Source organism: Pseudomonas fluorescens (assembly GCF_902497745.1).
GTDB lineage: Bacteria > Pseudomonadota > Gammaproteobacteria > Pseudomonadales > Pseudomonadaceae > Aquipseudomonas > Aquipseudomonas fluorescens_BM.
This window is the reverse complement of sequence record NZ_CABVHJ010000011.1, coordinates 85,454-98,035: the sequence shown is the minus strand read 5'-3', so window position 1 is coordinate 98,035 and position 12,582 is coordinate 85,454. Positions and strand designations below refer to the sequence as shown.

9 protein-coding genes are annotated in these 12,582 nt (G+C 60.0%); 2 read left to right on the top strand and 7 right to left on the bottom strand.

Annotated elements, in window-relative coordinates; all coding sequences use genetic code 11:
* Positions 1–9: 9 nt before the first annotated feature.
* Both F8N44_RS18145 and F8N44_RS18140 read right to left on the bottom strand, forming a co-directional pair.
* Positions 10–672 (bottom strand): amino acid ABC transporter permease, encoded by a 663-nt coding sequence (locus F8N44_RS18145; protein ID WP_003225455.1) that lies wholly within the window; start codon positions 670–672, stop codon positions 10–12.
* A gap of 51 nt (positions 673–723) precedes the next feature.
* Entirely contained in the window at positions 724–1,572 is an 849-nt protein-coding gene (locus F8N44_RS18140) for a transporter substrate-binding domain-containing protein (protein WP_134177514.1), read from the bottom strand.
* A 394-nt stretch (positions 1,573–1,966) separates the two neighbouring features.
* Between F8N44_RS18140 and F8N44_RS18135 the strand changes: the two genes are divergently transcribed.
* Together F8N44_RS18135 and F8N44_RS18130 are read left to right on the top strand one after the other, a co-directional pair.
* Positions 1,967–2,371 (top strand): hypothetical protein, encoded by a 405-nt coding sequence (locus F8N44_RS18135; RefSeq protein WP_150651249.1) that lies wholly within the window; start codon positions 1,967–1,969, stop codon positions 2,369–2,371.
* A 79-nt stretch (positions 2,372–2,450) separates the two neighbouring features.
* A complete protein-coding gene (locus tag F8N44_RS18130) occupies positions 2,451–2,882 on the top strand; it encodes a thioredoxin family protein (RefSeq protein WP_150651248.1) in 432 nt (143 codons plus the stop codon).
* Between the two features lie 202 nt (positions 2,883–3,084).
* Here the strand turns inward: F8N44_RS18130 and F8N44_RS18125 are convergent, their stop codons facing one another.
* From F8N44_RS18125 to cobN, 5 genes are all read right to left on the bottom strand, one after another.
* Positions 3,085–4,644 (bottom strand): TerC family protein, encoded by a 1,560-nt coding sequence (locus F8N44_RS18125; RefSeq protein WP_150651247.1) that lies wholly within the window; start codon positions 4,642–4,644, stop codon positions 3,085–3,087.
* Between the two features lie 377 nt (positions 4,645–5,021).
* Positions 5,022–6,668, bottom strand: coding sequence for a phospholipase D-like domain-containing protein (locus F8N44_RS18115; RefSeq protein WP_150651246.1), 1,647 nt, complete (start codon positions 6,666–6,668; stop codon positions 5,022–5,024).
* Positions 6,669–6,842: 174 nt separating this feature from the next.
* A complete protein-coding gene (locus F8N44_RS18110) occupies positions 6,843–7,583 on the bottom strand; it encodes a vWA domain-containing protein (RefSeq protein ID WP_191630916.1) in 741 nt (246 codons plus the stop codon).
* Positions 7,508–8,509, bottom strand: coding sequence for an ATP-binding protein (locus tag F8N44_RS18105; protein ID WP_150651245.1), 1,002 nt, complete (start codon positions 8,507–8,509; stop codon positions 7,508–7,510). The genes F8N44_RS18110 and F8N44_RS18105 overlap by 76 nt, the downstream gene beginning before the upstream one ends.
* Positions 8,510–8,732: 223 nt before the next feature.
* The gene (cobN, locus tag F8N44_RS18100; RefSeq protein WP_150651244.1) at positions 8,733–12,581 is read right to left on the bottom strand and encodes a cobaltochelatase subunit CobN; all 3,849 of its coding nucleotides are present in this window, start codon (positions 12,579–12,581) and stop codon (positions 8,733–8,735) included.
* Between the last annotated feature and the right edge of the window lies 1 nt (position 12,582).

Below are 12,582 nucleotides of genomic sequence, written 5' to 3'. Positions count from 1 at the left end.
CGCAGCCTCCTATCGGCGGATCGCCAGACGCTGCTCGAGGTATCGCAGCAGCATGGCAATGAGGTAACAGGCCGCGACATACAACGCCGTGGTCACCAGCCAGGTTTCAATCACCCGGTAGCTCTCGACGTTGATCTTGCGCGCGTAATAGGTCAGCTCCGGGACTGCAATTGCGGCGGCCAGCGAGGTGTCCTTGAACAGCGAGATGAAGTTGTTCGACAGCGCCGGCAAGACGTTGCGCAACATCACCGGCACGGTGACGTACGCCTTGACCTGCCACTCGCCGAGACCGATCGCCAGCCCGGCTTCGCGCTGACCTTTGGGGATGCTCAGCAAACCACCGCGGAACACTTCGGTCAGGTATGCCCCGGCATACAGCGACAGGGTGATGATGAACGACGGGATCTTGTCCAGCCGAATCCCCAGACTCGGCAGCGCAAAGTAGATCAACAGAATCAACACCAGAATCGGCGTGTTACGGACCACCGTGACATACACCGAGGCCAGCACCCGCAAGGCGCGATGCTTGGAAAGCAAGGCAAACGCCATCAGCAGGCCGATCACGCAGCCGATGGCGATCGACACCAAGGCCAGTTCAAGACCCAGACCGAGCCCCGCCAGCAAGGTGTCGAAATCGCGCCACACGGCGGCAAAGTTCAACTGATAGTTCATGGTCAGCAGTACCTTGAGCGGGGCGACTTTAATCGCCCCACTCTCACGGGATCATTTGAATTCGACTGGGAAACCGATGGCGGGCGACGGCAGATCAACACCGAACCACTGTTTGAACGACGCCGCGTAAGTCGGGAATTCAACGCCGGTCATGGCTTCATGCAGTGCGGTGTTGACGAAGTTCAGCCAGTCCTGATCGCCGCGTTTAACCGCACACGCGTAGGTTTGCGGGCTCCACGCATAGCTTGGGCTGCGGTAGCGGCCAGGGTTCTGCACCATCAGGTATTTGACCGAGGACTGGTCAGTGGCGGCGGCATCGGCGCGGCCGGAGTTCACCGCTTGATACATCAGGTCGACGCTGTCGTACTGATCGACTTTGGCTTTGGGCAATGCCTGATGCACCAACTCTTCGGCGTAGACGTTTTGCAGCACGGCCACGGTGACGCTGTCGCCGGCGGCTTGCAGGTCTTCGATTTCCTTGTACTTGCTGTTGTTCGGCAGCAACAGGCCGACCCCTTCGCGGTAGTACGGCAGGGTGAACGCCACTTGCTGCGCACGGCTGGCGGTGACGGTGATGAACTGGCAACTCATGTCGACCTTGTCGGTGAGCAGATTGGGAATCCGCGCATCGGACGACTGCACCACGAACTCGACTTTGCTCGGGTCGTTGAACAGACCTTTGGCGACGATCCGCGCGATGTCGATATCGAAGCCCTGCAACTTGCCGTCCGCGCCCTGAAAGTGCCACGGCGCATTGGTGCTGCCGGTGCCCACGATCAACTTGCCACGGGCCAGAACACTGTCGAGCTTGCTGTCGGCTGCCTGGGCCATACCCATGACAGCGGACGAAGCCGCAAGAACAAGAACACACGCTTTGAACAACGAAGGACGGCGATGCATGGCAAGCACTCCAGAATTGTGTTTATTCCGCTATACCGGAACACGGTTTGTTACTACGGAATAGACAGCAGAAAGTGTGCCACAGGATTGGATGTAAATCGTGCAAGCTTTGAAAATTCATTGAATTCATTGGGTTAAGAGAGACGAACGCAGCCTCCTTCCGCGCTTGGCTTTTTCGGCCGCGCTACGGAACGCTACCTTTCTGGGAAGGAATGCCACATCGGGGTGCGCCGCTCGATGTTTGCCCTCCGGCATCACAGCGACCGCTCATCGGATTTAACGCTCCACCTGTCAGATCTGACAGTTGCCGACTCGCGATACAAGTCGCCTAATCGCTCAGTGCGCCCATTTGGCGCAGCGTCAACTGACCCTGATATCAGAAAGGAACTTTGAAATGGCTAACTTGATCAAGAACGGCGACTTTTCCCAAGAAGGCAATGAATGGACAGCGTCCAATCCCGACAATGTGTTTTATGAGTCGGGCTACTGCCTGATCGGCTTGGAGGATTACATCACTCAGGACGTCATCATCGGTAATGGGGGGATGTTCAAGCTGAGCGCGAAGTTGAAAACCGAGGATGGTTTCGGTAGTAAAGTTTCGGTGGAGACGGTTCCCAGTGGGGAGAAGTTTGATCTTCTTCACGCCGGCGGTGGGGAAGATTGGTTCGTTGCTGAGAAAAACTTCACGGTACAAGCAGGCACTCTCAAACTTATCGTCAAGTTGCAGGCGGACGATGGGGTGATCGGCGGGAAAGGTGCCTACTTCGACGACTTGGAGCTATTGCGCGAATCCGTGTGAAGCCTTGATACCTGAAAGCGGCTTGCTGTCCATCAGTGAACCGCTTTCTTTTCCAGATATGAACACAAGAAGGTTTTCCATGGACGCGATTGCCGACTGCTCCAAGTTACCCTCCACTTACCGCAAAGCGCTGAAAACCTGGCGCCCGGTAATCCTGTATTTCGCCAACGAACATTGCCCCGCCTGCGAATGGGCCGGGCCGATCTTTCGCCAGACGGCCGAGCCATACCGGCAGCGCGCCAATATCTACATGCTCAATACCAGCGAGTCCCCGCGCCACCCGCTGGTCACCGGCACGCCCACCGTGCTGTTTTACAAGAACGGCAGACTGGTGAAAAAACTCAAAGGCATCGGCACCGAAGAAACCCTCGCACGGGATTTCGCCGAGCATATCGGCAAGACCAAAGCGCCTGCTGCGCCCCGCAAACGAACACATGATCTGCTTTGGCTGCGTCAGACACTTCGCACTTTGCGCACAGTTTCGCGTACGTGCCTGAGGAGTCACTGCTGAACGGGCTGGCTGAAGGTTTCGCAGCAGCATTACCCAAAAATCTCAGGGAGAGTTGGACATGAAGAATCTGATATTTCTCGCACTTGGGTGGGAACAGGAAGGATCGCTACACTTTTCATCAGTGAATACTGCGGTGCTTGAACCAAAGCATTCGCGAGCAGGCTCGCGAAGAGGCCAGCGCAGTTAGTAGAGAACTCCAGGATTACGCTGGCGCGCGCTCCAAAAGCACCCGCGTCACCCGCCGCTCTTCCACGGCTTTGACCGTCATGTGCCAGCCTTCAAGTTCCAGACGATCACCTATGACCGGGAGACGATCCAGAAGGCTCATCACCAACCCGGCCATGGTCTGATAGTCCTCGGTCGGCCTGGCGCCAAACCCGGTGCGTTGGCGCACCCGCGCCAGGTTCAGCGCACCGCTGACCATAAACCCGCCCTGCTCCTCGACGACATCCGGGCCTTCGATTTCGCTGGCATCCGGCAACTCACCGGCAATCGATTCGAGGATGTCGGTCATGGTCAACACGCCGACAAAATCACCAAATTCGTTGACCACAAAAGCAATGTGCGTCGACGCAGCGCGCATCTGCTCCAGTGCGTTGAGGATCGAATAACTGTCGAGCAAGTTGATGGTCTTGCGCGCCAGATGTTCCAGATTCGGCTCGGTGCCGGCCAGGTACTCTTTGAGCAGTTCCTTCTTGTGCACGAAGCCCAACGGCTCATCCACCGCACCGTTGCGAATCAATGGCAGACGCGAATAGGACGAGTGCATCAAGCGGGTACGAATCGCCTCGCGGTCATCGGCCAGATCAACCGTGTCGACATCGGCGCGCACGGTCATCAGCCCGCGAATCGGCCGCTCGGCGAGTTGCAGCACACCGCTGATCATCACCCGCTCGCGACGGTCGAACAGTTCGGCACTCGGCGCGTCACCGTCGTCGAGCAGGTCGGAGATTTCCTCGCCGACTTCTTCCGCCGCCAGTTTGCGCCCGCCCAGCAAGCGCATGACCGCGTGAGCCGTGCGTTCGCGTATCGGTCGCAGGCCTTGCATCGAACGTTTGCGGCGTGCCCGGGCGATCTGGTTGAACACCTCGATCAGAATCGAGAAACCGATGGCGGCGTACAGATAACCTTTCGGAATGTGGAAGCCCAGACCTTCGGCCGTCAGGGCAAAACCGATCATCATCAGGAAGCCCAGACACAGCATGATCACCGTCGGGTGTGCATTGACGAAACGCGTCAGCGGCTTGCTGGCAACGATCATCAAGCCAATCGAGATGATCACCGCGATCATCATCACCGCCAGTTCATCGACCATGCCCACGGCGGTAATCACCGCATCCAGCGAGAACACCGCGTCGAGTACCACGATCTGCGCGACGATCGGCCAGAACAAGGCATAAGCGCTGTTGGTCGTGCGTTCGCCGACGTGACCTTCAAGGCGTTCGTGCAACTCCATGGTGGCTTTGAACAACAGGAACACACCACCGAACAGCATGATCAGGTCACGGCCGGAGAAGCTCTTGTCGAACACCTCGAACAACGGCTGCGTGAGGGTCACCAGCCAGGAAATACTTGCCAACAGGCCCAAGCGCATGATCAGCGCCAGCGACAGGCCGATAATCCGCGCACGGTCGCGCTGATGCGGTGGCAATTTATCCGCGAGGATTGCGATGAACACCAGGTTGTCGATACCCAGCACCAGTTCCAGCACGATCAAAGTCAACAAGCCTAACCAGGCCGTGGGATCCGCTAACCATTCCATAAAACGTCTCTATCTCTCTCGATTGATTCAGGCTGCCGGACACGGCAAAGCGCAACGCAAAGGCTCTGGGGCCGCGTTAGCAACGATAGTCGGGTGTCGGAAAACTGGATGTTGCGAGTGCGTCAAGACCGCGCCATGGCGCGAAGGGAAGCTGAAACTGGGAGGCTCCGAGAGGGTGTTCATGTAGATCCTGAATGAAAAATGGCCTTGGAGCGTACAGGCTTTGGGAACATTTCCTACAGCGGCAAATCATTTCAAAATCTGTAATCAGCACCGAATACCTCTGTAGGAGCTGCCGAAGGCTGCGATCTTTTGATCTTGTTTTTTACAATTAAAATCAAAAGATCGCAGCCTGCGGCAGCTCCTACAGTACGGTGTCAACGGCCGGCAAAACGCAAACGCGACAACTGCCGTAAATCCCCTTCGACGTAGTAATCGTTAGTCCAACTGTCATCCGCCGCCAATGGACTCACCTGTTTCAACGCCAGTTTCTTCGCGAAATAACGAAAGCGGTAATGCTCGTAGAACCGCAGCAATTCCAGACCATAGCGGTCGGCCAGATCGGTATCGCCGCGAATGATCAGGTAGTTTTCATCATTGCCATTGCTGGCCGAAGCGCTGAGATTGTGGCTGCCGCTGATGATGGTCGGAGTGTCTGTGGTGAAGTCAGTAACCACCGCTTTGGTGTGCACCAGCAGATTGCCTTTCTGGCCTTTCATGTTCTCGCGCAGCCAGCCTTCCAGCCCGGTATTGAGCAGCGCGGTGGCGGCGAATTCGGCGCTGCGGTCGGCGTGGAATCCGCTGATGCGACTGGCGGTGTTCTGCAGGCCATAACGCAGAATGTCATCGTGCGGCTGGCCGAGTAACGCGTTAAGAATCGCGTCCGGCAGCGAGAACGCGGTGACGAACAGCACGTCCTTTTTTGCCGCGCTGATGATCTCAACGAACGCTTTCAGGTCAGCCCCGCCGGTACGCGGTGAAAAACCGACGAATAACGGCTGTTGCGCATTCATCGGGTTGTGTTCGGTGACCCAGTCGCGGGTTACACCGACATCATCCGGCTGTACCCAGATCTGCTCGAACGTTTGCAGATAACTGGCAGCAACCGATTCCTCGTCCAGGACATGCACCACATTGGCCTGACGATAGATCCCGTTGGCGGTGAAGTTGGTACTGCCACACAGCACCGCTGCAGGCTGATGCTCGCCGCCGCCATCGACGCGACTCAGAACGATGAACTTGTTGTGAAAGATGTTATGGGTCACCCGCCCGCGTTTGCTCGCGAGCGGCAGCGCCGCCAGACTCGCTTGGTTGATCGTGGTGTCTTCGTCATCCAGCCGCGCGTGATACAGCACCCGCACCTTTACGCCCCGCGCGAATGCCGCGTTCACCGCATCGATGATCGCCTGCAATTGATATTCATAGATGGCAATGTCCAGCGCCCATTGCTCATCGACGGCACGCTCGATAAAACCCAGCAAGCGCCCGAGCAAGCCGTTTTCCAGCCACTGACGGGCCGCATCGGGCCAGGCTTCGATGGGCATGTTTTTATTGGCGCTGATCTGCGCGTCGAGATCGGGAAACTTGCGCTGGAATGCCTGACTGGCAGCGACGGCGCGATTGAAAATCACACTTTGATTGTGCGGATGACCGTCATCGGAGGTGATCGTCAGCTCCAGCGATTCGCCCAACTGCACGGCATCGGCAGAGCCGTAGGCCAGGTGCACACGATAGTGAAGGGTCATGCCCGGATTGACCGCGTAATCAGCCCAGCGAAATTTCTGCAGCGGGGCGGTATCGCTCGGTGTGGCGTGGAATTGGGGGAACGTGTGAGCCTTTGCGGGAAACGTCAGGCTGTTGAACAGGAACAACCAGGGTTTGCTGCCCTGCTGCTTTTCGATGGCAAAACCCAACAGTCCCTTGCGCCGAGGCTCGGCCAGATCCATGGCCAGCAGCACGCCGTTGGTGCCAGCGTAGGCTTTGACGCGGAAATCCTCTGCGGGGTTTTTGACCAGTACGCGCATCGCTCACTCCTTGTGATTGGGCTGGGTGCAGCATAGAGCAGGGATGCGGGTTTTGATGTTCCTGACCGGGTACCGAGTCGATGCCTTCGCGAGCAGGCTCGCTCCCACAGTTGAACGCATTCCAAGGTGGGAGCGAGCCTGCTCGCGAAGACGGTAGAACAATCGCCGAAAAGGTTAGAGAGAAATCAGCTCATCAATGTGTCGATATTCGGATCCCAACGCTGAAGCCAGATCCCGCGCCCGCCCCAACCGGATCGGCCCACGCTCGATGTCGATCAACAAGCCCGGACACGCCAGTGCCGGCAATCCTGACCACTGTTTCAAACGCCCATCGGTCACCACCAGCAACCGCTGCTGCTCGGCAGGAAAACGCTTGCGCCGCACCGCCAACCATTGCTCGGCCTGCACCAGCGCCACCAGCAACGGTGTGCCACCGCCAGCGCCCAACGCCTCCAGCCAGGCATGCAAACCGCTGGACGCCTTCAACCCTTGCACCTGCCATTTCGGCGCCGAGCCACTGGCCGTCAACAACGCCAGGCGCGCACGTTGGCCATAAGCGTCATCGAACAGTTGCGCGAGCAGGCCTTTGGCATCGCTCAAAGCCTGATGGCGCCGTGTCGAGGCCGACGCATCGACGACCACCAGCCACAGTTCATGCGGCGAGCGTGTGCGCAGTTGAAACAGCAGATCTTCACGCCCCTGAGGACGCCCGTTGAGCAACGTGCCCGGCCAGTTCACCATACCGCTGCGAGCGACATGACGCTTGCCTTGGCGTCCGTTGTCCAGCCATCCGGCGCGGGGTCTGGCATTCGCCCCCGCGTCGGACCGGGGGCGAATGCCTAAAGCTTTTTTGGCCAGCTCGGCACTTCGCGGCGCGCGCCCGTGGCGAGCGCGGGCGCCGGCATGTCGCCCCACTGGCCCTGCCCTTCACTCGGCGAAGCCTGAGCCTCTGCGGGCGATTGTGCTGACTGTTGAGGGCTCGATGCCGGTTGCTCACGACGACGATGGCGCAGGGCAAACTCGGCCACGGCGTCGATATCTTCTTCGCCAATCACCGCAGCCCCGCGCCATGCAGCGTGGGCACGAGCGGCGCGTAACCAGACCAGATCGGCACGCAGACCATCGACCCCGGCGGCAAAACAACGCTCGGTAATCTGTGCCAGCGACACGTCGTCCAGCGCTATGTTGACCAAGGCAACGCGAGCGGTTTCGCAGCGAGTACGCAGGGCTTGTTGCTCAGCTTCCCACTGCGCACAGAACGCTTGCGGATCGCTGTCGAAATCCAGTCGCCGACGAATGATCTGTCCGCGTTCGGTCGGTGCCGTGTGGCCACTGAGGGCGACGTTCAAGCCGAAGCGGTCGAGCAACTGAGGGCGCAACTCGCCCTCTTCCGGATTCATGGTGCCGATCAGTACGAACTTCGCCGAATGCCGATGGGAAATACCGTCGCGCTCGATCAGGTTGGTGCCGCTGGCGGCGACATCGAGCAGCAGGTCGACAAGGTGATCAGGCAGCAGATTGACTTCATCGACGTAGAGCACACCGCCGTCAGCCTTGGCCAGTACGCCCGGCGAAAACTGCGCCCGCCCCTCGCTGAGGGCAGCGTCGAGGTCGAGGGTGCCGACCAGACGTTCTTCGGTAGCGCCCAGCGGCAAGGTGACAAATTGACCACTGGCGAGCAGATCGGCCAGGCCACGGGCCAGGGTGGATTTGGCCATGCCACGCGGGCCTTCGATCAACACGCCGCCGATTTTCGGGTCGATGGCGGTGAGGCACAGGGCGAGTTTCAAGTCATCGGCGCCGACCACGGCGGAGAGCGGGAAATGCGGGGTGTCGGTCATTTGGGTTTTCTCTGTCGTGGTCATTGGTGTTCTTGGCATTGTGGTGTGTCAGTTGGGATGGCCCTCACCCTAGCCCTCTCCCAGAGGGAGAGGGAACTGACCGAGGTGTTCTTTCAAGGTACGCCGACCTGATATATCGAGCCGAGCTCAAGTTTTGACAGCAACATAGATCGGCCCCCTCTCCCTTCGGGAGAGGGCTGGGGTGAGGGTAGCTTTTGAGCGGCTACATATCTTCCTCAATATCCAGCAGCAGATTTTCCAGCGCCTCTTTATAAGCCCCCGGTTCCTGCCACATCCCGCGCTGCTGTGCCTCAAGCATGCGCTCCGTCATATCCCTCAGCGCATGCGGATTATGCTCGCGCACAAACTCCCGAGTCGCCGGGTCGAGCAAATAGGCATCCGCCAACAACGCATACTGGTGGTCATCGATCAACTGCGTGGTAGCGTCAAACGCAAACAGGTTATCAACCGTCGCCGCCAGTTCGAACGCGCCTTTATAGCCGTGTCGCTTGACCCCGTCGATCCATTTCGGATTAGCCGCCCGCGAGCGAATGACCCGGTTCAGCTCTTCTTTCAAGGTGCGAATCTTCGGCAGATCCGGCTGGCTGTGATCGCCGTGATAACTGGCCGCCGCTTCGCCGCGCAGGGTTTCCACGGCGGCGAGCATGCCGCCCTGGAATTGGTAGTAGTCGTTGGAATCGAGCAAGTCGTGCTCGCGATTGTCCTGATTCTGCAACACCGCTTGCACCTGACTCAGGCGCTGCACGAACTGCTCACGCGCAGCAGTGCCGTCGTCGGAACCACCGTAGGCGTAAGCGCCCCAGTTCAGATAAACCTCGGCCAGATCCTCGCGGCTCTGCCACAAACGACCGTCGATGGCGCCCTGCACGCCCGCACCGTAGGCACCGGGCTTGGCCCCGAAGATTCGCCAACCGGCCTGACGCCGCGCCGTTTCTTCATCAAGACCCGATTGCAGCAGAGCCTCGCGCTCGGCGCGGACTTTCGCGGCCAACGGGTTGAGGTCGTCCGGTTCATCCAGCGCAGCAACGGCTTGCACGGCGGCGTCGAACAGGCGAATCAGATTGGCGAAGGCATCGCGGAAGAATCCGGAAACCCGCAGCGTGACGTCGACACGAGGGCGATCGAGCAGGCTCAGCGGCAGAATCTCGAAATCATCGACACGCTGACTGCCAGTGGCCCACACCGGGCGCACACCCATCAACGCCATGGCCTGGGCGATGTCGTCGCCGCCGGTGCGCATGGTCGCGGTGCCCCAGACCGACAGGCCCAGTTGGCGCAGGTGATCGCCGTGGTCCTGCAGGTGACGCTCAAGAATCAACGTTGCTGACTGGAAACCGATGCGCCACGCGGTAGTGGTCGGCAGATTGCGCACGTCGACCGAGTAGAAATTACGGCCGGTCGGTAACACGTCGAGGCGACCACGACTGGGCGCGCCGCTCGGGCCGGCGGGGACGAAACGACCGCTGAGGGCGTCGAGCAGGCCGCGCATTTCAGCGGGGCCGCAGGCGTCCAGGCGCGGGGCGACGACTTCGCGCAGATGGTCGATGATTGCACTGACTTCAGACCACCGAGGTCCCTGTGGGAGCGAGCTTGCTCGCGAAAGCTGTGTGTCAGTGAATGAAGTGCTGGCTGACACGACGCCTTCGCGAGCAAGCTCGCTCCCACATGGATCGTGCAAAGCTTGGAAAATCAGCTGTGTGGCAAACAGTTCAAGACGTTCGCGGGTGTCGCCGGCGGTGCGCCAAACCTCGTCGATTTGAGATTGCAGCTCTAGCGGGCGCGGGCCTGTCCATGGATCGGCCAGTGCACAATCGAGCGGATCGAAACCCAGTTCGAATGCTTTGGCCAGTGCTCGCAGCAGACTCGACTGCGCGCCCTTCCCGTCTCCGCGCGGAATACGCAACAACGCCAGCAACGTATCAATGCGCAAACGCCCGGTCGGCGACTCGCCAAAAATGTGCAAGCCATCGCGAATCTGCGATTCCTTCAGATCACACAAATAGGTATCGAGGCGCGGCAACCAGATCGCCGCATCGGCGTCGCTGTCCAGCCCGGCATCGAGTTGCAGTTCGCGGTCGATCTGCGTCTCGCGCACCAATTGCAGAATGTCGCGCTGCAACTCGCGGGCACGACGCGGATCGAGCAGTTGCGCTTCGTAATATTCGTCGGCCAGCAGCTCCAGATTGCGCAGCGGGCCGTAGGTTTCGGCGCGGGTCAGCGGCGGCATCAGGTGGTCGATGATCACCGCTTGCGTACGCCGTTTGGCCTGGGCGCCCTCGCCCGGGTCGTTGACGATAAACGGATAGATGTTCGGCAGCGGCCCGAGCAACGCGTCCGGCCAGCAGTTTTCCGAAAGGCCCACGCCTTTGCCCGGCAGCCATTCGAGGTTGCCGTGCTTGCCGACGTGAATCACGCCGTGCGCGCCGTAGGTGTTGCGCAACCAGAAATAGAACGCCAGATAACCGTGCGGCGGCACCAGATCGGGGTCGTGATACACCGCGCTTGGATCAACCTGATAACCGCGCGCCGGCTGGATGCCGACGAAGGTCAGACCGAAGCGAATGCCGGCGATCATCATGCGCCCGTCACGGCACATCGGATCGTTTTGCGGCGGGCCCCAGCGTTCGACAACGGCGGCGCGATTGGCCTCGGGCAGCGCATTGAACATCGTCAGGTACGCGTCCATCGCCAGGCTTTGCTGGCACGGGCGCAGATCAATCGTGTCGAGATCGTTGCTGACGCCGCCGAGCAATTGCTGGATCAACTCGGTGCCGCTAATCGGCAGTTCAGCGGTGAGCGGATAGCCCTCAGCCTGCAACGCGCGCAGGATGTTCAGCGCCGCTGCCGGAGTGTCGAGGCCGACGCCGTTGCCGATGCGTCCGTCGCGGGTCGGGTAGTTGGCGAGGATCAGCGCGATGCGTTTTTCGCCATTCGACACCCGCGCCAGATCGATCCAGCGCCGCGCCAGTTCAGCGACAAAATCCATGCGCTCGGGTTGCGCGCGGTAGCAGACCACATCGGACTGACTGCGCTCGCTGCGCCAGGCCAGATCCTTGAAACTGATCGGCCGACTGATGATGCGCCCGTCGAGTTCCGGCAAGGCAATGTGCATCGCCAGATCGCGCGGGCCGAGGCCCTGCTCGCTGTCGCGCCAGCCGGGTTCGTTGTCCTGCGCGCAGATCGCCTGAATCACTGGAATGTTGCGGCGAAACGGCCGTAAATGCGGCGCTTCCGGGCTGGACTGGGCGAAACCGGTGGTGTTCAAAATCACCCCGGCCTCGACTTCGTCCAGCCAATCCTCGACCACCGCCAGGCAGCCGGGTTCTTTCAGACTGGCCACGGCGATCGGCAGCGGATTAAGCCCGGCCGCCTGCAAGCGCTGGCAGAAAACATCGATGAACGCGGTGTTCGCCGCTTGCAGGTGCGAGCGGTAGAACAGCACCGCCGCCACCGGGTTTTCCGGCAGCCATTCGGCTTGCCAGTCACTCAGTGCTGCGCTGGTTTTGTTCGGGTGGTAGATCGCCGTGCGCGGCAGGGTTTGCGGTTCTTCCCAAGCGTAATCGCGGGCGAGCCAACGATCAGCCAGGCAGCGGAAGAAATCCAGCGCATTGCCCAGGCCGCCCTGCCGCAGGAATTGCCAGAGGCGGTCGCGATCCTCGGCGTTGACGGTGCTCAAGTCGCTGAGCTCCGGATCGGGACGGTCATCGCCCGGCACCAGAATCACCTGCACGCCGCGTTCGGAAAGCTCGACCAAGCGCTCGACGCCATAACGCCAATAGGCAATGCCGCCGTGCAGCGAGATCAGAATCACCTTGGCGTGACGCAGCACTTCGTCGACGTAGAGATCGACTGAGGCGTGATTCTGCACCTGCATCGGATTGGCCAGACGCAGGCTCGGGTAATCTTCCGGCAACTGCTGCGCGGCTTCGGCGAGCAGCGCCAGGCTGGAATCTCCGCTGCACAGGATCACCAACTCGGCGGGGGTTTGGCCAAGGTCGGCAATGTTGTCATCCGAGACGAAACCGCCGGGCTGGGTCCTGAGCAGATGCATG

Excerpts from the sequence above, each read along its gene's own strand:
- F8N44_RS18105 (WP_150651245.1), bottom strand. The coding sequence starts at position 8,509 with ATGACCGACACCCCGCATTTCCCGCTCTCCGCCGTGGTCGGCGCCGAT.
- F8N44_RS18145 (WP_003225455.1), bottom strand. The coding sequence starts at position 672 with ATGAACTATCAGTTGAACTTTGCCGCCGTGTGGCGCGATTTCGACACC.
- F8N44_RS18135 (WP_150651249.1), top strand. The coding sequence starts at position 1,967 with ATGGCTAACTTGATCAAGAACGGCGACTTTTCCCAAGAAGGCAATGAA.
- F8N44_RS18115 (WP_150651246.1), bottom strand. The coding sequence starts at position 6,668 with ATGCGCGTACTGGTCAAAAACCCCGCAGAGGATTTCCGCGTCAAAGCC.
- F8N44_RS18140 (WP_134177514.1), bottom strand. The coding sequence starts at position 1,572 with ATGCATCGCCGTCCTTCGTTGTTCAAAGCGTGTGTTCTTGTTCTTGCG.
- F8N44_RS18130 (WP_150651248.1), top strand. The coding sequence starts at position 2,451 with ATGGACGCGATTGCCGACTGCTCCAAGTTACCCTCCACTTACCGCAAA.
- cobN (WP_150651244.1), bottom strand. The coding sequence starts at position 12,581 with ATGCATCTGCTCAGGACCCAGCCCGGCGGTTTCGTCTCGGATGACAAC.
- F8N44_RS18125 (WP_150651247.1), bottom strand. The coding sequence starts at position 4,644 with ATGGAATGGTTAGCGGATCCCACGGCCTGGTTAGGCTTGTTGACTTTG.